Here is a 19694-nt window from a genome sequence, read left to right as displayed (position 1 = left end):
GCGCGCCGGGCTGTCGCGCCCGCACCCTGCCGGTTCCTACTGCGGCTGGGTCGCGATCTGGATGAGGTTGCCGCAGGTGTCGTCGAGGACGGCGGTGGTGACGGGGCCCATCTCCAGCGGCTCCTGGGTGAAACGCACACCCAGGCCACGCAGGCGCTCGTACTCCGCCCGCACGTCGTCGACGGCGAACTGGGCGAGCGGGATGCCGTCCCCGACGAGTGCGTCGCGGTAGGGCCTCACGGCCGGATGCCCGGCGGGCTCCAGGAGCAGTTCGGTGCCGTCGGGCTCGTCCGGCGAGACGACGGTCAGCCAGCGGTCCTTCTCCCCCAGCGGGACGTCGTGCTTCTTCACGAAGCCGAGGATCTCGGTGTAGAAGTGCTCGGCCTTGGCCTGGTCGTCGACGAAGACACTGGTCAGACGGATCTTCATGAGGTGCTCTCCTGCGGTCCGGAGGGGTCGGGCATGAGCCACCGCTCGGTGATCTGCCGCAGCGGGGCGGTGTTCAGGTCGTGGAACTTGTAGCGGCCCTCCCGCCTGGTCTCGACGAGCCCGGCGGCCTCCAGCACGGCGAGGTGCTGGGAGATCGCCTGGCGCGAGCTGTTGAGCCCGTGCTTCATGGTCAGCCGCGAACAGATCTCGAACAGTGTCTGTCCGGACTTCTCGGTCAGCTCGTCGAGGATGGTCCGGCGGGTGGGGTCGGCCAGGGCTTTGAACAGGTCGTCGGCCACACCCCCACCATAGGCAAGTAAGCACTTGCCTATCAAGTCCGACCGTGCACCTCTTCCGTGGGGGCCCGCAGCCGCTCTCCGCGCGGACCCGCCGCCGTGCCGGTCACAGCCCGAACAGCTCTGCCGCGTTGTCGTGGCACACCGCCCGCAGCCACTGCTCCCCCAGGCCCAGGCGCTCCAGGGCGTGCAGCTGGTGGAGGTACGGGTAGGGGATGTTGGGGAAGTCGGAGCCGAGCAGGACCCGGTCACCGAGGGCGGCCAGCCGTGGCAGGGCCCGGCGGGGGAACGGCATGAACCCCTCGCTGAAGTCGGTGAACGCCATCGTCGTGTCGAACCGCACCTCCCCGTACCGCTCGGCGAGGCCGAAGAACTCCTCGTACTCGGGCATCCCCATGTGCGCGACGACCAGCCGGAGCCGGGGATGGCGCGCCAGTACGCGCGTGATGGGCCCGGGACCGGTGTACGTGCCGGGCGCGGGCCCGGAGCCACAGTGGATGACCACGGGGACACCGGCCTCGGCCAGCAACCCCCATGCCTGGTCGAGGAGTTGGTCGGCCGGGTCGTACGCCCCCACCTGTACGTGCGCCTTGAAGACGCGCGCTCCCGCCTCGACGGCCTCCCGGACGTACGCGGCGGTGTCCGGCTCGGGGTAGAGGGTGGCGGTGTGCAGACAGTCGGGGGTGCGGCGGGCGAAGCCGGCCGCCCAGCCGTTCAACCAGCGGGCCATGCCCGGCTTGTGCGGGTAGAGCATCGAGGTGAAGGCCCGCACGCCGAAGGCCCGGAGCAGGTCCGCCCGTTCCGTCTCCTTCTGGCGGTAGGTGATCGGCCACTCCATTCCGCCGGTCAGCGGTCCGAGCGCGTCGAAGTACTCCCACACCTTGCGCAGCACGCGCTCGGGCATGAAGTGCGTATGGACGTCGATCAGACCGGGCAGACCGAGTGCCTCGGCGAACCGGCGGATCTCTCCGACCTCCTCGCCCACGGGCACGTCACTGGGATGACCACTCATGCCGTCCACGATCGACTCCCGTGCGGTGGCGGGTCCACCACCACGCGCGTGTGATCCATGAGGCATCCGTCACCCGGCCGTTCCCGGCCGGTCGGCTACAGGTTCTGGCCGCCCTTCACCGGCTGCACGTCCTCGACGAACAACTGGAAGAGCAGGCGCGTGATGTCGGTGTCCCCGAGGGAGAGACTGAACGGCTCTTTCTTCTCGGGCTTCAGGCCGATATAGCCCGGAAGTGCCCCTTCGCCGGCCGCGGCCTGCGGGAAGGTGCTCCCGGTCTCCTCTTCACGGGTCTTCCTGATGTGATAGGGAGTGCCCTTGTCTCCGGATATCGCCATGTAATTCGGGTGGAACAGGAGTTCATGCGCGCCCTCCTTGAGGGTGAACTCCATCATCACCTGTTGGTCCTCGTCCTTGAAGTATTCGTCGGCCTGGCCGACGTCACCGAGGTGATTCTTCACGGGCATGGCGCCGATCGGGCCGCTGCCCCCCGCCTCCGTCTCGCGATAGCGTTTCGCGATCCCGGCGGGGTTCTTGCTCTCGGTCTTCATCCATTCTTCCGTCTCGGCCGCCTTTCCCCGTGCCTTCCACTCCATGATGGCGAGGGCCTCGCTCGTGAACATCGACCTGTAGAGCTTCAGGCGCCCGGTCTCTCCCTTTCCGCTCCGCTCGGCCAATTCAGCCAGGAGAGCCGGCCCCACGGTGTGCAGAACATCCTCCAGCTTCCGCTTCGCGGGCGCGGCACCCTTGCCCTTCTTCTTCGGCGCCTTGGGCGGAAGCAGCGAGTGCCCCGCCTCCGTCATCTTGTTCTTCCAGTGATCCTCCTGGAATAGTTCCTGCGGATCGCCGAGTACCCGTTGAACAAAGGCTCCGGAGGGCGCCCCGTGAGCGCCGCGCGATTCCTCCGGCGCCGGGGAAGAGTCGGCCGCACGCTGCACGGCGGGCTGTGCCGGGCCGGACATCACCTTGCGCGCGTTGGCCTCGGCGGCCTGTTCGAACCGGTCGGAGGGGTCGGAGACCCTCAGCCCGCCGCCGTCGTCGGTGCCGGCTACGGGACCCTGACGCTGCTGGATGACATGGGTCAGCTCATGGGCGAGGGTGTGCTTGTCCGCGCCGCCGTCGCCGATGACCACATGGCTGCCGGAGGTGTAGGCGCGGGCGCCGACCTCGGCGGCGGACGCCTTCGCCGCGCTGTCGTCGTGGATGCGGACGTCGGAGAAGTCGGCGCCGAGCCGCGCCTCCATGTCCGTGCGGGTGGCGCTGTCCAGGGGCTGGCCGGGGGCGCGCAGCACCTCGTGGACGGCCGAACGCTGCACGTCGTGAACGGCCGAGCGCTGCACGGTGGGCTCCGCGGCACCGCGGTGTCCGCAGTCGGCACCGTGCCGGTGCTCCTCCTGGGCCCAGGAATGGCCGGCCCCGCGCAGCAACTGGACGACCGCGGCGTTGCCCGTGGTGCCCTGGAGCGCGAGCAGCCCCTGCGGCGACGACAGGTCCGGCCGCCGCCGCGCGGGCGCTTGCGTCGTCGTGACGGCGGGGACCCGGACGGCCTTCGCCTCGTCGCCTGCCTTGTCGCTACCGCGTGTCCGCACCGACAGCCCTCTTCCATGATCAACGACTGGATCTTTCTTGATACACCGGCGCCGACGCGTTCGAGAAGGTCCCTCGGGGCAGACCTCGGCATCCGATCGGGCAACGGGACCGGTCGAATTCGGTGACGGAACCGGATTCGGTATCGGAGCGCCCGCTCCTTGACCTGGTGTGGATCCCCTCGGGCCGGGCACTCGGCCGTCGACCGGGGTGGGACCGGCTGGAGGTGTGTCATGGCGGTACGGCATCGTCTGATCAAGGTGAGTCCGCAGATCGTCTGGGCCGTCCTCGCGGACGGCACCCGGTACGCGCAGTGGGTGGTGGGAACGTCGGCCTCCGAACCGGTGCGGGGGCAATGGCCGCAGGTGGGCTCGGCGATCGAGTACGAGATCCGGGTGGGCCCGCTGCGCCTGAGCAACGAGACCGTCGTCCGGTACTGCGAAGAGGGTTCCGAACTGGGGCTGGAGGCGCGGGCGGGTGTGCTGGGGACGGCGCGGATCTCTCTCCGGCTCCGCCCCTGGGGACCGCACTGCCTGGTGATCGCGGACGAACACCCGCTGCAGGGAGTGGGCGGAGCGCTCCACAACGTCGGCGTGGAGGCACTGATCCAGCTCCGGCACCGCGCGATGCTCGCCCGGCTCGCCGGGCTCTGCGAGGCGCGCGCCGAGGACGGCGACGCCGAGGCGCGCAGCGAGGCCGAACAGCCCACGAAACTCCACGCGCGGCGCAGGGCCGCGGGCCACGGCACCGGCGGCCATGCCTGACGCGGTGGTGATCGGAGCCGGCCCCAACGGGCTCGTGGCCGCAAACCTGCTCGCCGACGCCGGATGGAGTGTCGAGGTCCTGGAGGAACAGCCGGAACCCGGCGGCGCGGTGCGCCACGACAGGGGGGTCGACCCCGACTTCGCGAGCGACCTGTTCAGCTCGTTCTATCCCCTCGCCGCCGCCTCCTCGGTCCTGGCCCGGCTCGGCCTCCACGAACACGGCCTGCGCTGGAGCCACGCGCCGCACGTCCTGGCGCACCCCCTCGGCGACGGCAGGTGCGCGGTGCTCTCCCGGGACATCGACACCACCGCCGCCTCCCTCGACGCCTTCCACCCGGGCGACGGCGACGCCTGGAGGCGCTTGCACGCCACTTGGCAGGACCTCGGCCCCGACATCGTCGACGCGCTGTTCACGCCTTTCCCGCCGGTGCGCGCCACCGCCCGTCTCGCCGTCAGGCTGAAGGCGGCCGGCGGCCTGCGGATGGCCCGCACCCTGGTCGCGCCGGTCCGCCGCATGGGGGAGGAGGAATTCCGCGGCGAGGGCGGCAGACTGCTGCTGGCCGGCAACGCCCTGCACGCCGACCTCGCGCCGGAGGCCGCGGGCAGCGGCGGCTACGGCTGGTTGCTGTGCATGCTCGGACAGACCTACGGCTTTCCCGTGCCGGCCGGGGGCGCGGGCGCCCTGACGGCGGCCCTCGTCAGCCGGCTGCGGGCGCGTGGCGGCAGCGTCCGCTGCGGGCATCGGGTCAGCCGCGTCCTGGTACGGAACGGACGGGCCGCCGGGGTCCTCACCACCGACGGCGACAAGGTCGCCGCGCGCCGCGCCGTGCTGGCGGACGTGTCCGCGCCGGCTCTCTACGGCGAGCTCGTCGACGCGGAACACCTCCCGGCCCAGCTGATGGCCGACCTGAAGCGCTTCCAGTGGGACTTCGCCACCTTCAAGGTCGACTGGGCCTGCGACGGGCCGGTGCCCTGGCGGGCCGAGGAGGCGGCACGGGCCGGGACGGTCCACCTCGCCGACGGCGTCGACGAGCTCACCCGCTGCGCCGCGCAGATCGCCATGGGCCAGGTCCCCGACCGCCCCTTCGCCCTGTTCGGCCAGATGACGACCGCCGACCCCTCCCGCTCGCCCCGGGGCACCGAGGCCGCCTGGGCGTACACCCACGTGCCGCACGTCATCAAGTCCGACGCGGGCGACGAGGGACTGACGGGCAGCTGGAGCAGTGCGGAGCAGGAGGTGATGGCCGACCGCGTCGAACGTCAGGTGGAACGGTTCGCGCCGGGGTTCCGCTCGCTGATCCGCGCCCGCCGGGTGCTGGCGCCGCCCACCCTCCAGGCACTCGACCGCAATCTGCACGGCGGCGCCATCAACGGCGGCACCGCGGCACTGCACCAGCAGCTGTTCTTCCGCCCTGCCCCCGGTACCGGTCGCCCGGAGACTCCCGTGGACAGCCTTTATCTCGCCTCCGCCTCCGCCCACCCGGGCGGCGGGGTGCATGGCGCGCCCGGCGCCAACGCCGCCCGTGCGGCACTGCGCCGGCACCGGCTGCCCGGGCTCACCCGCGCCCAGCGCGTCCTGGCCCACCGGGACCGCACCGGCCGCAGGCAGGGCCGGACAGGAAAGGACCAGCCGTGAACGACAGCCCCCTCAAGGACCGCACGGTCGTGGTGACCGGCGCGGCACGCGGCATCGGAGCGGCACTGGCCAACGCGCTCGCCCGGCGAGGCGCGCGGCTGGCCCTCCTCGACCTCGACGAACCGGCGCTGAGGGCGACCGCCGCCGCCCTTCCCGGCGAGGCGCTGGCCATCCGCGCCGACGTCTGCGACGACGCCGCCCTCGACGACGCGGCCGAAGCCGTCCGTAGCCGCCTGGGGCCGCCCTCGGTCGTGGTGGCGAACGCGGGCATCGCCGAGGGCGGCCCCTTCGCCCGGTCCGACCCCGGCACCTGGCGCCGAGTGATCGACGTCAACCTGGTCGGCAGCGCCCAGACCGCCCGGGCCTTCCTGCCGGACCTGATACGGACCGCCGGCTACCACCTGCAGATCGCCTCGCTGGCCTCGATCGGTGCCGCCCCGATGATGAGCGCGTACTGCGCCTCCAAGTCCGGCGTCGAGGCCTTCGCCCACACCCTGCGCGCCGAGACGGCCCAGCACGGTGTGGCCGTGGGCATCGCCTATCTCGGCTGGACCGACACCGAGCTGATCCGCGACGCCGACCACTACGTGACCATGCGGGAGCTACGCGCCCACATGCCGCCGCCGGCCCGGCGTGTCCACCCCACCGAGACGGTCGCCGCCCGCCTCACCCACGCGGTGGAACAGCGGCGGACCGCCGTGTACGTCCCCCGCTGGCTGCGTCTGACGCAGCTGACCCGAGCCGCGATCCCGCCCGTCGTCCTGCGCGCCACCCGCCGCGCCCTCCCCCGTCTCGAAGCGGAGCAGCCCCTCCACCCCACCGGCCTGCTGGGCCCGGGCGGCCGCGCCGACGGCGCCGCGCGGGCGGGCGGCTGAGCTGCCGCGGTCACGAGCGGTGACCGGACGTGTCGGTTCGGATACTCTGCGGAATCGACGACACGGCGCGATGACACCGGGCTAGGAGAGGCGCATGGACGCGGGCAGGCGGCGACATCTCGGCGGGCGGGAAGCGGTGGCGGCGGGAGTCCCGGCGCCTCTCTCCACTCCGGAGCCGCCCCTGGGCGGAGTTCTGGCGGGCCGCACGAACCGTTTGTTCCAGGAGGCCCGGCGGGTGCGCGCGGCACTCCCCGACGGCGCCCTCGGCGACCATGCCGCGTAAGGGTGGGCGGGGTGGCGAGGGCCACGACGTGGAGAAGGCGCTCGACGAGCTGTACGCCACGCCGCCCCCGCGCTTCGTCTCCCGCCGCGAGGAGCTGGCGCTGGAGGCCAGGACCGACGGACGCGCGCAGGACGCGCGTCGCCTCCAAGCCGCCCGGCGCCCCTCCCTCGCCGCCTGGACGGTGAACCTGCTGCGGCGCTCCGAACCGGAGGAGTGCAGGCGGTTCCTGGAGCTGGGGCGTGCGCTGCGCGAGGCCTACCAGAGCCTGGACGCCGACGGGATCAAGGCACTGTCCGAGCAGCGCCGGAGCATCGTCGCGGCCATGTCCGGGCAGGCCTCCGCCCTGGCCGCCGAGGCCGGTCACCGGCTGTCGGAGCCGGTACGGCGGGATGTCGAGGCCACCCTGCGTGCCGTGCTCGCCGACCAGGAGGCAGCCGACCGGTGGGCCACCGGACGGCTGGAGAGCGCCCTCACCCCGCCGACGGACTTTCCCGGGCGGGCCTCCGCGCCCGCGCCGGCCGCCCCACCTCGCGCACCGGCCCGAGCGGTGGATCCGCCCGCTCCCGCGCGGTCCCGGGCGAAGGACGAGGTCGCCGAGCGGCGCCGCCAGAAGGAGGAGGAGCTCGGCCGGGCCCGTGAGGCGGCCGAGGCCGCCGACCGCCGGCTGCGCGATCTGCGCACCGCACGGACGGAGGCCGAAGCACTGCTGGAACGGGCTCGTGAACGGCACGACCGGGCGGGGGACGACGTGTCCGCCGCCGAGCGGCGGCTGCGGCAGGCTCAGGAGGACCGGCAACGGGCGGACCACGACCGGCAGGAGGCGGAGGAGCGCTGTGCGGTGGCTGCCGACGAGGTGTCCCGGGCCGAGCGTGCGGCCCGCGAGGCCGCCCGTGAGGTGAAACGCCTGTCCGGGCGGTCCGTCAGATAGCGCGGCTCCCGTCCGGCATCCGGCGGGAGGGCGCTGTGGGGCCGCACCCAGCCGACCGCCTTGAGCCCTGCCGGCGGCGGTGGCGGCCAGGCTCCTCTTCCCGGGGCAACGGCTCCCGGCCGCCTTCGCCCTGTTCACCGCCGGGCCGCTGGTCCGTCGCCTCTCCACCGGCGGGAGGCCGCGCCATGCCTGACACGCCCTACCTCCTTGGCCGCGGTCACCGTCTCCGCCGCCGTCACCTGGGCACTGCGCGCCCTGCCGTTCGCCGTTCTCGCCCCGCTGCGGTCCAGCGAGATCGTCCGTCCGCTGCTCAGCCGAAGCACCCGTATGCCGGCCGGGGTCATGCTCATCCCGCTCGTGTACTGCCTGCGGGACCTGCCCCTGACCGAGCCACGCGCCCTCGCCCCCGCGGTGGCCCTGGCCGTGACCGTCGGCCTGTGTCCGTGGCGCCGCAACGCCCCGCCGGGCATCCTCGGCGGCACCGCCACCCACGTCGTGCTGGTGAGCACGGTCGTCGCCCCGTGAGCGCGGGCGCCTCATGGGGGAACGCCCGCGCTCACCATCGGGGGCGCGCCCACGCCGGCTCGGCGCACCCGCGACCGGCCGCCGTGCGCGTGTCGGGTCACGCGGACGCCGCAGGCCTGAACACGTCCGCGTGCCGCGCCGCCCACTGGGCGAAGGTGCGGGCCGGGTTGCCGGTGACCTTCTCCACGGTGTCGACGACCGTGCGGCCCACCTCCGGGGTGTTGCCGTACGCCTCGACCAGGAAGCCGATCACCTCGTCCGGGTGGCCCACCGCTCGCCATTGGGCGACGGCCTGCTCCTCGGTGAGTTCGGTCAGGACGATCTCCCGGCCCCGGGCGGCGGCGATCGCGGCCACCTTGTCGCCGACGGTCAGCAGCTCGGGGCCGGTGATGACGTATTCCTGGCCGGCGTGGCCCTCCTCGGTCAGCGCGACCGCGGCGACGGCGCCGATGTCGCCTTCATGGACCATGGCACTCAGCCTGGAGACGAACGGCTCGCGAACCTCGTCGGAGGCCACGATCCCGTCCGCCCACTCCAGGGCGTTCGCCATGAACTCGACCGGCATGAGCACGGTCCGGTCCACACCGTCGTCGGCACGCACCGCGTCCTCCAGCGGGGTCGGCCCGCCGCCGTGCAGCACGGTGATCCGGCGTACGCCGGCCGCGCGGGCCAGCTCCAGGATCCGCGGGCCGGTCTCCAGCGGAGCGAAGTAGGCACCGCCGAAGGTGATCAGATGGACGCCGGTGACGCCGTCCAGGGCCGGGATCAGGCTGTCCGGTTCGGCGAGGTCCCCCTGGACGACCTCGACCTCGGCCGGGAAGTCGGCCCTGGACGCGTCCCGGGTGAGGGCGCGGACGGCGTGGCCGCGGGCGAGGAGTTCGGCGACGACCTGACGGCCGACGGTCCCGGTGGCGCCGGTCACAAGGAGCTTCTGCGCCTGAGTCATGACACGACCGTACGGAGCCTTGAGGTCAACTTCTGTCCGCAAGGCCGGAGTTCGGACCTCCGATGCCGGGCACGAGCGCGCACGGCCGAGGAGACGCAGACCACTCCCGCTCAAATAGGTATTTCACATGCAACATTGTTAGAGTGCTGCCGTGAGGCTGACCAGATACACGGATCTCGCACTGCGGGCAGTGATGCGCCTGGCCGTCGTGGGTAGCGAGGACTTGCTGACCACGAGGCAGATCGCCGACTCCATGAACGTCCCCTACACCCACATGGCGAAGGCCATCGCGCAGTTGCAGCACCTCGGGGTGATCGAGGCGCGGCGCGGACGCAACGGTGGACTGTCCCTCACCGCCGCGGGCCGGTGCACCCCGGTGGGGAATCTGGTCAGGACCCTGGAGGGGGACCGGGAAGCCGTGGTGTGCGAAGGCGAGACCCCCTGCCCCCTGTCGGGCGCCTGCCGGCTGCGCCGAGCGCTGCGCGAGGCACAGGAGGCGTTCTACTCCTCGCTCAACGGCGTGACCGTCGGCGATCTGGTGGCGTCACCGACGGGGCCGATACTGCTGGCGCTGGGCGCCCCACCGGGCTGACCGGCCGCCGAGCAGCACGTGTGGCGCACGGCGTAGGCCGCGCGCGGTCGAAAATATGCATCCCGCCTACCAATTCAAACCCATTCGATCGAACCTCGATCAGGTCCAGGAGTGTGTCTGATGCTTTCCTCGCAGTCGGCCCCCGTCGTCAGGGCGACGCTTCCCGTGGTGGGGGCCTCGCTGACCACCGTCACGGAGCTGTTCTACCGGCGGATGTTCGAGGAGCGTCCGGAGCTGCTGCGGCATCTGTTCAACCGGACCAACCAGGCGACCGGCGCCCAGCGCGAGGCACTGGCCGGCTCGGTGGCGGCCTTCGCCACCCTGCTGGTCGAGCGGCCCGGGGAACGCCCGGACGCCGTCCTCGCGCGCATCGCGCACAAGCACGTCTCGCTCGGCATCACCGCCGACCAGTACCCGCTGGTCGGACGTCACCTGCTCGGCGCGGTCGCCGAGGTTCTCGGTGACGCCGTCACCCCCGAGGTCGCGGCCGCCTGGGACGAGGTCTACTGGCTGATGGCCAACGCCCTGATCGCCATCGAGGCCCGCCTGTACGCCGAGGCCGGTGTGGAGGACGGCGACGTGTGGCGGCGTATGGAGATCGCCGAGCGGCACCAGGAGACCCCTGACGCCGTCTCCCTGGTCCTGCGCCGGACCGACGGCCGCCCCACCGCGCCGTTCCGCCCCGGCCAGTACGTCGGTGTGCGGGTGGAACTGCCCGACGGCGCCCACCAGATACGCCAGTACAGCCTGTCCACGGCACCCGACCACAAGACCTGGCGCATCACCGTCAAGCGCGAGCGGGCCGCCCACGGCTCCGTACCCGACGGCGAGGTCTCGTCGTGGCTGCACGCCCACGCCGAGGTGGGCGACCTCCTGGACGTCTCACTGCCCGCCGGTGACCTTGTACTGCCCGAGGCCGGCACGCCCCTGTTCCTCGCCTCCGCCGGCATCGGCATCACCCCGATGCTGTCGATGCTCGGCCATCTCGCCCTCACCTCCTCCTCGCGCCCGGTCACCGTCGTCCACGCCGACCGCAGCCCCCTCGACCACGTCCACCGTGACGAACAGGCGGACCTTGTCAGCCGTCTGACCGGCGCCGATCTGCACCTGTGGTACGAGAACGACGCCCACCTCGCCCCCGGCGCCCACGTCCACGCCGGCCGCGCCACGCTCGACCACCTGACCCTGGCCCCCGACACCACCGCCTACCTCTGCGGCCCGCTGCCCTTCATGCGCCTGACGCGGGGCGAGTTGCTCGCCAAGGGACTGCACCCGTCCGCCGTCCATTACGAGGTCTTCGGCCCCGACCTCTGGCTCGGCCGGTAGGCATGGCAGCCCCACGGCGGCCCCTCGCACCCCGCACACCCCGCGCCCGCCTCGCACACGCCGGAAAGCAGCCGGCGCCGGCCGTGGCCGTACGCGCCCCCGGAGGAACCACATGACCCACGACGACCGGCGGCGGCCGGCCGACGGCCCGCAGGAGCGGCTCCCCGACATCGCGGGCCGCGAGGACGTGGAGCGCCTGGTGCGGGCGTTCTACGACGTGGTCCTGGACGACCCGCTGATCGGACGGCTCTTCACGGAGGTGGCCCGCATCGACATGGCCACCCATCTGCCCGTCATGGCCGACTTCTGGGAGAGCGCCCTGCTCACCCCCGGTGTCTACCGCCGCAACGCCCTGCGCGCACACCGCGACCTGCACGCCAAGAGCCCGCTGCGCGCCGAGCATTTCGATCGCTGGCTGGACCTGTGGACCGTCGCCGTACGCGGGCGTCACGCGGGGCCGGTGGCCGACCGGGCGGTCACCAAGGCGCGGGCCGTGGCCGGGGCACTGCTGCACAACACGGCCGGTGACGGACGGCCTCCCGCGGTGCCCGGCCCGGTCGTCGTCGACCTCGAACCACCGACGAGACGCCCGCCACCCGCACCACGGAGCTGAGCACCTCGTCGACGGCGCGGCGAGCGCGGGTGTGGCCGTGTCCCCGCCGCGCGGCGGGGGACGGCGCACGTGGCGCCCCGGAAGGGCCTGGGTAGGCTTTCTCCCGGAGCCGCGCGACCGTGTGCGCCCTGGTCGCCCTGCCAACCGGCGCGGTGTGCCGCTCGACGGAGAGAGACATGATGTCCCCGACGATTCGCAGGGCCGTGATCCCCGCCGCCGGCCTCGGCTCCCGTCTGCTGCCGCTGACGAAGGCGACGCCCAAGGAGATGCTCCCCGTCGGCGACAAGCCGGTCATCGAGCACACGGTCCGTGAACTGGTCGACTCCGGCATCACCGACATCACCATCGTCGTCTCCGGCGGCAAGAGCCTCATCCAGGACCACTTCCGCCCCAACCCCGCCCTGGTCGAGCAACTGCGCGAGGACGGCAAGACGGCCTACGCCGACGCCGTGGAGGAGGTCGCGGAGCTGGCCCGGCGCGGCCACATCACCTACCTGGACCAGTACGGCCCGTACGGCAACGGCACCCCGGTGCTCAACGCCGCCCGGGCCTTCGGCGACGAACCGGTGCTCGTGCTCTGGCCCGACGACGTCTTCGTGGCCGAGACCCCCCGCGCCCAGCAGCTGATCCGCGCCTACGAACAGACCGGCTGCCCGGTGCTGGCCCTCCTGCCGATGGACCCCACCGAGTCCCAGCGCTACGGCGTACCCATAGTCAAGGAGGATCTCGGCGACGGCCAGCTGCGCATCACCGGCCTGGTGGAGAAGCCCGAGCCCGCCGCCGCGCCCTCCGCGTACGCGGCCATCGGCGGCTACGTCGTCACCCCCGGCATCATCGACGAACTGCGCGAGCAGACCCGCCGCTGGTACGAGCACCGCACCGGCGAGGTCTACCTGACCGACGCCATCAACGCCTACGCCACCACCCGCGCGGTCTACGGTCAGGTCATCAAGGGCCGCTGGTACGACACCGGCAACCCCGCCGACTACCTGGTCGCCCAGATGGCCTTCGCCCTCTCCCACCCGGAGTACGGCCCCCTCCTACGCGGCCTGGTCAACGGCCTCGACGCCGACACGGCCTAGCACCGCCCCCGACCGACGGCACACACCGCACGGCCGCGAACACCCCTCACCCGAGCGCGCCTGTCGACGCACGACGTCCCTTCCCAGGCCCGCGTCGGCGCGTCAGCAAAGACCGCAGCTCAGCGCCGCGGACCGGCGCCCATCCGCCCGACCGTTGCCGAATTCGCATGCGTCACCGACGTCGATGCGCGTGCGGCGGTCTTGTCAGATCTCTTGCAAAGGTCCGGACCAACTGATAATTCCCTTTCTGTTAGGAAAGTTTCCTACCAGTTGTGTTTCCCCGACTGACCGATCGGTGACCGCCGGTCGGCCACAGACCGCCAGGAGTCCCCCATGAGACCGGCACGACATCTTCCGCTCGTCGCCGTGCTGCTCCTTCTCGGCCTCGTTCTGACCCCCAGCACCGCGCAGGCCGGCCCCACAGCCCCGAAGGCAGTCACCCCCGTCGCCGCCAACGGACAGCTCAAGGTGTGCGGTACCAAGCTCTGCAACCAGCAAGGAAAAACGATCCAGCTCCGAGGGATGAGCACGCACGGCCTGCAGTGGTACAGCCAGTGCGTCACCAACGGGTCGCTCAACGCCCTCGCCACCGACTGGCGGGCCGACGTACTGCGCGTCTCCATGTACGTCCAGGAGGGCGGCTACGAGACCGATCCGCGCCGCTTCACGGACCTGGTCCACGCCGCCATCGAACAGGCCACGGCCCGCGGCATGTACGCCATCGTCGACTGGCACATGCTCGACCCGGGCGACCCGCACCACAACCTCGCCCGCGCCAAGACCTTCTTCTCCGAGATCGCCCAGCGCCACCGCGACAAGAACAACGTGCTGTACGAGATCGCGAACGAGCCCAGCGGGGTGAGCTGGTCCCGCATCAAGAGCTACGCCGAGCAGTTGATCCCCGTCATCAGGGCCAAGGACCCGAACACCCCGATCCTGGTCGGCACCCGCGCCTGGTCCTCACTCGGCGTGTCGGAGGACGCGAACGAGTCCGAGGTGGTCAACAACCCGGTGAACGCGGCCAACATCATGTACACCTTCCACTTCTACGCGTCCTCGCACCGCGACGAGTACCTCCAGACCCTCTCCCGCGCGGCCGACCGCATACCCGTGTTCGTCACGGAGTTCGGCACCCAGAACTACGCGGGCGAGGGCGCGAACGACTTCGCCATGTCGCAGCGGTACCTCGATCTGATGGCGGCCAAGAAGATCAGCTGGGTCAACTGGAACTACTCCGACGACGAACGCTCCGGTGCCGTCTTCAAGCAGGGCACCTGCGCCGCGAACGGTCCGTGGACCGGCACGTCCTCCCTCAAGCCCGCGGGCGTCTGGGTCCGCGAACGCGTCAGGACTCCGGACGACTTCTGACCCGTACGAAAGCGCGACGGGAGCCCGGCCCACCGGTACATGGCACCGCACCCACGGGCCGGCTCCCCCGTGTCGAGGTGGGCGCACGTCCGCCGATGGGGCACGTGAGGGACTGTCCTCCCCTCTGCGCGACGGCCCGCACGGGCCATCGCCGTGCAATTCGCCGTGGGTTGTCTGCTCGACGTCGACGACAGCGGCCGAGGCTGTGGACGTGGACGTGGACGCGGTGCGGGCTCGGGCAGAGAGCGCGGCGCGGCAGGGGCGGGGAGGAGGCGTACGAGCCCTTCGGTGACGACGCGCTGCTCACCGTCCTCCCCGAGTGACGTCAGTCCGCCTCGTCGAGCAGTCGCCGCACGCCGGTCCGGTCCAGCTTCCCGGAGGCGTTCCTCGGAACGGCCGGGACGATGGTCAGGTGCTGGGGCAGTTTGTAGCCGGCCAGCGTCTTCGCGGCGTACGCGTGGACGGCCTCCAGGGTGACGTCCGTCGTGCCGTCCACGCTCATGACGGCCTGTACGGTCTCGCCCCACTCCTCGTCGGGGACCCCGACGACCGCGATGTCGACCACACCCGGCATGGGGGCCAGCGCCCGCTCGACCTCCGCCGGATAGATGTTCTCGCCACCACTGATGATCATGTCCTTGAGCCGGTCGACGATGTACAGACAGCCGTCCTCGTCGAGGTGGCCGATGTCGCCCGAATGGAACCACCCCTCGTCGTCGAAGGCCGCCCGGTCGGCCTCCGGGTCGTTCCAGTAGCCCGGCGTGACGTTCGGGCCACGTACGACGATCTCCCCGGACTCCCCCGGTCGCAGCGGCGCGTGGGTGACGATGTCCACGACCCGGACCTCGGTGAACGGCATGGGGATACCGGCGGAGCCGAGCTTGTCCCGGGTCCGCTCGGCCGGCAGATGCGTGGCGAAGGGGGCGGTCTCGGTCAGGCCCCACGCCTGCTGCAGCACCACCCCGTGGTCGGCGTACTGCTCGATGAGCGCGGGCGGCACCGGGGCGCCGGCGACCACGATCGACCGCAGACGACTCAGATCCTGGTCGAACAGGCCGGGCTGCCTGGCCAGGGCGGCGAACATCTGGGGGACGGCGAACAGGGAGTTGACCCGGTGGGCGACCAGGTCGTCGAGGCACGTCCGCGGGTCGAAGGCGCGTCTGACGACCACGGTCCCCCCGCGCACCAGGGTGCGGAGCACGAAGCTGTTCAGGGTGCCGATGTGGAACAGCGGAGCGACGGCGTACGTGACATCCCCGCGGCGGGTGTCGAGTCGGAGGTCGACGTTCACGGCGTTCCAGAAGACGTTGCCGTGAGTGAGGACCACGCCCTTGGGTGTGCCGGTGGTGCCGGAGGTGAACATCAGGATCGCCGGGTCGTCGGCGTACTTGGCCGCGACGGAGGACGTGGGCGCGGCGGCGGCGAGAAGGGGCGCCCACGGCTCCCAGCCCGCCGCGCTCCCGGCCGGCACCTCGGGGTCGTCGTCCACCAGGAGGAAGCGTGTGAGGGCGGTCCGCTCGCGTACCGCGTCCACGCTCTTTCGGTGCCCCTCCTCGCAGACGAGGGCGGTGGCGCCGCTGCGGACGAGGACGGCCTCCAACTCGGCTGCCGCCAGGCGGAAGTTGACCGGGACGTAGACGGCCCCCAGCCGGTGGGCGGCCAGCAGCGTGACGACGAAGGAGCCGCTGTTGAGGCCGAGGTAGGCGACCCGGTCCCCGTCGCCGATGCCGCCGTCGGCCAGGACGGTGGCCAGCCGGGCGGCCCTGTCGTCGAGTTCGGCGTAGGTCAGATCGCCGCCCGCGTAGCGGATGACGACCGAGTCGCCGTGGTGGCGGGCGTTGTACGCGACGGCCGCGGCCGGGTTGAGGTCGACCCGCAGACCCGAGTTGCGCGGGTGCGGTCTCGTCGCTTCAGGGGTGGTCACGAGCGGCTCCTCATCGAGCGTCAGGGGTCGGGCGTCGCGAGTGGTCATGGTCGGCGGCAGCGGCGGCAGCGGCGTGTCGGCGCGCTTCGGCACTACCGAGCCGAGAACGCGCGGCCCGGGGCCGGGGGCCATGTCGCCGCCGCGAAGTGCACCGGGGCGCTCGGCGGGCGCGCCCCGCGCCGTGTGCCCGTCGTCGCTGATGGCCCGAGATGTCAGCCCGGGGTTTCACCCAGGGACGGGCCCAGAGTCGCGGGGCTGGTTCCGTCGGGGCGGACGGTGATGCCGAACACGGCGGTGGTGGGGGTGGAGCGGAAGGCCGGGACGTGGGCCGGCAAAAGATGTTCCAGCAGGACGGTCGACTCGCGCAGCGCGAACTGCAGACCGAGGCAGGCGCGAGGGCCGATGCCGAAGGGGAAGTAGGCGCCCGGGTGGGTCGGGCGGCCGTTCGGGGTGGTGAAGCGCCGGGGGTCGAAGCGCTCCGGGTCGGGCCATGGTTCGGGATCGCGGTGGGTGAGATAAGGGCAGACCAGGAGGTCGGTGCCCGCCTCGACGGCGTGGCCGGCGAGGATGTCGTCCTCGGCGGCGTGGCGGGGCAGGATCCAGGCGGGCGGGTAGAGCCGGAGCGTCTCGTGGATCAGGGCCTGGATGGCCCGGCGGCGCTCGGTCGAGCCCTCGGCACCGGCGGCGAGGGCCTGTTCGCGGGCCTCGGGGTGCCGGTCGAGGAGCAGGTGGAGCCAGGTCAGGGTGGTCGCGGTGGTCTCGTGTCCGGCCGCGAGCAGGGTGACGAACTCGTCGCGGATCAGCCGGTCGGTGTACTCGGGGCGCTCGGTGGCGGCATCGGTCAGAAGGTGCAGCAGGCCGGGGCCGTGCGGGCCTGCCGCCCCGCCGCGGGCGGCCTCGATGGCGTGCCGGGCGACCGCGTCGATCCGGGCGAGATCGGCGGCGACGGCTTCGCGGGCCTCGTCGGTGTCGGCGGGCAGGGTCGGCAGGGCGGCGCCCACGGTTTCCACGGCTGCCAGTTCGCGCTCGGTCGCGTCGTCGAGCGGGTGGCCGGTGAGTGAGCGCCAGATGGTGTCCAGGGCGAAGCGGCGCATCTCCTGACCCACGTCGAAGGTCCGCCCTGTGCGGGCGTACGCGTCCCAGCGTTCCGCGGTGGTCCGGGCGGCGGCGGTGATCCGCTCTTCGTGGCGGCGCATCCCGGTGCCGGTGAACTGTGCCTGCAGCAAGCGGCGTTGCCGTTGCCACGCCGCGCCGGTGGCGGCCAGGACTCCGTCGCCGATCAGCAGCCGGGCGCGGTGCGAACGCTTGACGTACCGCTCCGGCCGCCGGGCGAGGACGTGCTGCACCGCGGCCGGGTCCGTGACGAGGACGGTGGGTGCCGGGCCCAGACGGAACGCGGCGACACCTCCGTGCCGTTCGCGCACCTGGGTCAGCAGCGCGACCAGTTCGCCTCCGTCCGCCCGCCACCGCTCCACGAGCCCCGGCTCGGCCTCGGGGATCGGCTTTGCCGCCCCGGGAGTGTACGGAAGAGCGCCGAGACCGGCGTCGGTGTCCATCTGACTTCCCCCTGATCGACCGCTGAGCCGGCCCTGAACCGTCGAGGACGTACGGCACGGACTGAACGTACGGCACGGACTGTACGGGAACAGGCACATCGCGTGACAGTCGGCCGCAGGGTGCCCCGGAAAAAGCGGTCGCCCTTCACGAGGGAGGCCGTTGGCTTCCCTCTGCGCGTGACAGCGAAGGGCGCCATCGGGAAAGGGAGCCGCCGATGGAGACCCAGGGTCGGCCTCGGATCCTGCCGACGTCCGCCGAAGATCCACTCCCAGCCGCCCGCGAACTGGACGTGCAGGTGCGCCAGTCTCCACGCGCGGTCGATTTCCAGCCGTCCGCCGCCTCGGCACGCGACCGGTTCCGGCCCACCGTCGACCGGTGGCGCGCAAGCGTCGCCGACGTCACCGACGACCAACTCGACACGATCGGCTTCTCGCAGTACCCGTACGGCTCCGCCCCGCACGACCCGTTCGTGGGCGTCCTGTCGGGGAGCAACCTCGAATTCATCCACCACATGGCCGAGATCGCCCCGCTGCGCGACCTGTGGCGGGCCCGCGCCGACGCCGCGTCGCAATCGTGAACTAGATCGCATACCCCGGGTTCGAGTTGCGGGCAGGGGTGGTGCACATGTTCGGATGAGACGATGCGCTCCCCCCACCGCACAGATCCGCACGAACCGGCCCTCGACCGCTCCACCGCGCCCCGCAACCCGTACGACGAACTCGGCACCCTCGACGACGGCCCGCTGGAAGCGACTTCGCTGGAGGACTTCTTCGACGAGGACACCACCCGAGCGGCCACCGGGCAGGGGGACGAGCAGGAGCCGGAGTGGACTCCGCCCGTTCACCGTCGCGGCGGCCGGCGCCGACGCGGGCGCGGGCGATTGGCGGGGCTGCCCCTCGCGGTGAAGGCGGTGGTGGGCATGGTCGTCCTCGCCTCCTTCGTGACCCTCGCCGACCGCTGGGCCGTGTTGTACGCCGAACACCGGGCAGCGGACACCCTGGAGGACCGGCTGGACCTGGCCGCCGCACCCGAGGTGGAGATCGGCGGATTCCCCTTCCTCACCCAACTCGCCGGCAAGCGGCTGGACTCGGTGCGGGTGACCGTGCCGGACGTGGCGGCCGACCGGGTGTCGCTGGCGAAGGTGTCGGCCACGGCCCACGACGTACGACTGGACGCCGACGGCCTCACCTCCGTGCGCGGCGCCCGCGTCCCGCGACTCGACGGCGATGTGCTGCTGTCGTTCGCCGACCTCAATCGTGAACTCGGCGCGTCCCAGGTGACGTTCACCGGTGACGGCCGGGACCGGGTCCGAGCGCGCGGCACCCTGCCGGTCGCCGGACGTGATCTGCGGCTGCGCGCCGAGGCCACGATCCAGCGGGAGGGTGAGCGGGGTATCGCCACACGGATCGGCGGCATGCGCCTGGACATCGGGGACCTGGCCACCTACCGCCCCGGCACGCGCGCCTCGGACGGTCTGCACCTGACGCCGAAGGCGGCCGCCGGCCTCGCCCGTGAGACCCGCAGGGCGAAGGCTCTGCTGTCGGTCCCGGCGATCGTGAAGCGGCTGGGGGTGTCCGACGCGACCGCGCGCGCCGCCCTGAGCGACGACGGCGAACTCGCCGAACTCACCGGCTCACCGCGGTTCGCACGCCAGGCCCGGAGCCTCAACCTCATCGATCTCGCCCTGGACAACCCCGCTCTGCTGCGCGACCTGGGCCTGGACCCCAGCCTCCTGAACGCTCTGTCCCGGCTCACCCGGCCCGTCCTCGCCGACCAGCTGTCCCTGTCCTTCGAACTGCCCGAGCCGGAGCGCGGGAGCATGCGGCTGCGGGACGTCCGCGTGGAGGAGGACGGCATCCGGGTGCGGCTCACCGGGTCGGAACTGGCCGTGGGCGGCCCTTAGTTCTGTGTTCTTGATGAAATTTGGTGTGCAGATGTGTTGACCTCTGTTCGA

The 19694-nt window shown here is 72.1% G+C and carries 19 protein-coding genes and 1 pseudogene; 13 read left to right on the top strand and 7 right to left on the bottom strand.

All coding sequences use genetic code 11. From position 1 onward, the window contains the following. Window positions 1–36: 36 nt before the first annotated feature. The 4 genes from STRBO_RS0121015 to STRBO_RS41805 form a co-directional block, all read right to left on the bottom strand. Complete coding sequence (locus tag STRBO_RS0121015) at window positions 37–429, bottom strand: VOC family protein (protein WP_005474119.1); 393 nt, start codon at window positions 427–429, stop codon at window positions 37–39. Continuing rightward, complete coding sequence (locus STRBO_RS0121010; protein WP_005474121.1) at window positions 426–728, bottom strand: ArsR/SmtB family transcription factor; 303 nt, start codon at window positions 726–728, stop codon at window positions 426–428. Before STRBO_RS0121010 ends, STRBO_RS0121015 begins: the two co-directional genes overlap by 4 nt. A gap of 103 nt (window positions 729–831) precedes the next feature. After that, entirely contained in the window at window positions 832–1737 is a 906-nt protein-coding gene (locus STRBO_RS0121005) for an amidohydrolase family protein (RefSeq protein ID WP_028796771.1), read from the bottom strand. Window positions 1738–1832: 95 nt separating this feature from the next. Continuing rightward, a complete protein-coding gene (locus tag STRBO_RS41805) occupies window positions 1833–3323 on the bottom strand; it encodes an eCIS core domain-containing protein (protein ID WP_005474125.1) in 1491 nt (496 codons plus the stop codon). 231 nt (window positions 3324–3554) lie between these two features. Between STRBO_RS41805 and STRBO_RS0120995 the strand changes: the two genes are divergently transcribed. From STRBO_RS0120995 to STRBO_RS0120970, 6 genes are all read left to right on the top strand, one after another. Next, window positions 3555–4085 (top strand): SRPBCC family protein, encoded by a 531-nt coding sequence (locus tag STRBO_RS0120995; protein ID WP_005474126.1) that lies wholly within the window; start codon window positions 3555–3557, stop codon window positions 4083–4085. Then, entirely contained in the window at window positions 4078–5721 is a 1644-nt protein-coding gene (locus STRBO_RS0120990; protein WP_005474128.1) for a phytoene desaturase family protein, read from the top strand. Before STRBO_RS0120995 ends, STRBO_RS0120990 begins: the two co-directional genes overlap by 8 nt. Next, window positions 5718–6596: an SDR family oxidoreductase gene (locus tag STRBO_RS0120985; RefSeq protein ID WP_005474130.1), complete on the top strand. Its 879-nt coding sequence runs from the start codon at window positions 5718–5720 to the stop codon at window positions 6594–6596. The genes STRBO_RS0120990 and STRBO_RS0120985 overlap by 4 nt, the downstream gene beginning before the upstream one ends. A 94-nt stretch (window positions 6597–6690) precedes the next feature. Further along, entirely contained in the window at window positions 6691–6879 is a 189-nt protein-coding gene (locus STRBO_RS0120980; protein WP_020114720.1) for a hypothetical protein, read from the top strand. Continuing rightward, window positions 6869–7807: a hypothetical protein gene (locus tag STRBO_RS0120975; protein ID WP_005474137.1), complete on the top strand. Its 939-nt coding sequence runs from the start codon at window positions 6869–6871 to the stop codon at window positions 7805–7807. Before STRBO_RS0120980 ends, STRBO_RS0120975 begins: the two co-directional genes overlap by 11 nt. Window positions 7808–8014: 207 nt before the next feature. Beyond that, complete coding sequence (locus tag STRBO_RS0120970; RefSeq protein WP_005474144.1) at window positions 8015–8332, top strand: branched-chain amino acid transporter permease; 318 nt, start codon at window positions 8015–8017, stop codon at window positions 8330–8332. A 97-nt stretch (window positions 8333–8429) separates the two neighbouring features. On the opposite strand, the gene STRBO_RS0120965 is transcribed toward STRBO_RS0120970, so the two are convergent. Beyond that, on the bottom strand, window positions 8430–9278 hold the full coding sequence (locus tag STRBO_RS0120965) for an SDR family oxidoreductase (protein WP_005474145.1): 849 nt from the start codon (window positions 9276–9278) through the stop codon (window positions 8430–8432). 151 nt (window positions 9279–9429) lie between these two features. Between STRBO_RS0120965 and STRBO_RS0120960 the strand changes: the two genes are divergently transcribed. The 5 genes from STRBO_RS0120960 to STRBO_RS0120940 all read left to right on the top strand — a co-directional run bounded on the left by STRBO_RS0120960 (window position 9430) and on the right by STRBO_RS0120940 (window position 14259). Continuing rightward, complete coding sequence (locus STRBO_RS0120960; RefSeq protein ID WP_028796770.1) at window positions 9430–9870, top strand: RrF2 family transcriptional regulator; 441 nt, start codon at window positions 9430–9432, stop codon at window positions 9868–9870. A gap of 120 nt (window positions 9871–9990) precedes the next feature. Further along, entirely contained in the window at window positions 9991–11196 is a 1206-nt protein-coding gene (locus STRBO_RS0120955; protein ID WP_005474147.1) for a globin domain-containing protein, read from the top strand. Between the two features lie 112 nt (window positions 11197–11308). After that, entirely contained in the window at window positions 11309–11809 is a 501-nt protein-coding gene (locus STRBO_RS0120950) for a group III truncated hemoglobin (RefSeq protein ID WP_005474148.1), read from the top strand. A gap of 179 nt (window positions 11810–11988) precedes the next feature. Further along, window positions 11989–12891: a UTP--glucose-1-phosphate uridylyltransferase gene (locus STRBO_RS0120945; protein ID WP_037627904.1), complete on the top strand. Its 903-nt coding sequence runs from the start codon at window positions 11989–11991 to the stop codon at window positions 12889–12891. Between the two features lie 333 nt (window positions 12892–13224). Beyond that, window positions 13225–14259: a glycoside hydrolase family 5 protein gene (locus STRBO_RS0120940; RefSeq protein ID WP_005474151.1), complete on the top strand. Its 1035-nt coding sequence runs from the start codon at window positions 13225–13227 to the stop codon at window positions 14257–14259. Between the two features lie 325 nt (window positions 14260–14584). Here the strand turns inward: STRBO_RS0120940 and STRBO_RS0120935 are convergent, their stop codons facing one another. Next, window positions 14585–16315 (bottom strand): acyl-CoA synthetase, encoded by a 1731-nt coding sequence (locus STRBO_RS0120935; RefSeq protein WP_020114716.1) that lies wholly within the window; start codon window positions 16313–16315, stop codon window positions 14585–14587. A gap of 80 nt (window positions 16316–16395) precedes the next feature. Next, window positions 16396–17739 carry a cytochrome P450 gene (locus STRBO_RS0120930; RefSeq protein WP_005474157.1) on the bottom strand — a complete coding sequence of 448 codons (1344 nt, stop codon included), beginning with the start codon at window positions 17737–17739 and terminating at the stop codon, window positions 16396–16398. A gap of 299 nt (window positions 17740–18038) precedes the next feature. Here STRBO_RS0120930 and STRBO_RS40305 point away from each other — a divergent pair. Next, window positions 18039–18317: pseudogene (locus STRBO_RS40305) on the top strand (DinB family protein); the annotation flags it as partial. Between the two features lie 63 nt (window positions 18318–18380). Continuing rightward, complete coding sequence (locus STRBO_RS0120920) at window positions 18381–19643, top strand: LmeA family phospholipid-binding protein (protein WP_005474164.1); 1263 nt, start codon at window positions 18381–18383, stop codon at window positions 19641–19643. The last annotated feature ends 51 nt before the right edge of the window (window positions 19644–19694 follow it).

Source organism: Streptomyces bottropensis ATCC 25435 (assembly GCF_000383595.1).
In the GTDB taxonomy this organism is placed as follows: Bacteria; Actinomycetota; Actinomycetes; order Streptomycetales; family Streptomycetaceae; genus Streptomyces; species Streptomyces bottropensis.
This window is presented reverse-complemented; position numbering and strand designations above follow the sequence as displayed.

Bases quoted from the DNA above. Each gene is read 5' to 3' on its own strand.
- STRBO_RS0120990 (WP_005474128.1), top strand. From the start codon at position 4,078: ATGCCTGACGCGGTGGTGATCGGAGCCGGCCCCAACGGGCTCGTGGCC.
- STRBO_RS0120945 (WP_037627904.1), top strand. From the start codon at position 11,989: ATGTCCCCGACGATTCGCAGGGCCGTGATCCCCGCCGCCGGCCTCGGC.
- STRBO_RS0121005 (WP_028796771.1), bottom strand. From the start codon at position 1,737: ATGAGTGGTCATCCCAGTGACGTGCCCGTGGGCGAGGAGGTCGGAGAG.
- STRBO_RS0120975 (WP_005474137.1), top strand. From the start codon at position 6,869: ATGCCGCGTAAGGGTGGGCGGGGTGGCGAGGGCCACGACGTGGAGAAG.
- STRBO_RS0120940 (WP_005474151.1), top strand. From the start codon at position 13,225: ATGAGACCGGCACGACATCTTCCGCTCGTCGCCGTGCTGCTCCTTCTC.
- STRBO_RS0120935 (WP_020114716.1), bottom strand. From the start codon at position 16,315: ATGGCCCCCGGCCCCGGGCCGCGCGTTCTCGGCTCGGTAGTGCCGAAG.
- STRBO_RS0120980 (WP_020114720.1), top strand. From the start codon at position 6,691: ATGGACGCGGGCAGGCGGCGACATCTCGGCGGGCGGGAAGCGGTGGCG.
- STRBO_RS0120955 (WP_005474147.1), top strand. From the start codon at position 9,991: ATGCTTTCCTCGCAGTCGGCCCCCGTCGTCAGGGCGACGCTTCCCGTG.
- STRBO_RS0120950 (WP_005474148.1), top strand. From the start codon at position 11,309: ATGACCCACGACGACCGGCGGCGGCCGGCCGACGGCCCGCAGGAGCGG.
- STRBO_RS0121015 (WP_005474119.1), bottom strand. From the start codon at position 429: ATGAAGATCCGTCTGACCAGTGTCTTCGTCGACGACCAGGCCAAGGCC.
- STRBO_RS0120995 (WP_005474126.1), top strand. From the start codon at position 3,555: ATGGCGGTACGGCATCGTCTGATCAAGGTGAGTCCGCAGATCGTCTGG.
- STRBO_RS0120965 (WP_005474145.1), bottom strand. From the start codon at position 9,278: ATGACTCAGGCGCAGAAGCTCCTTGTGACCGGCGCCACCGGGACCGTC.
- STRBO_RS0120920 (WP_005474164.1), top strand. From the start codon at position 18,381: ATGCGCTCCCCCCACCGCACAGATCCGCACGAACCGGCCCTCGACCGC.
- STRBO_RS0120930 (WP_005474157.1), bottom strand. From the start codon at position 17,739: ATGGACACCGACGCCGGTCTCGGCGCTCTTCCGTACACTCCCGGGGCG.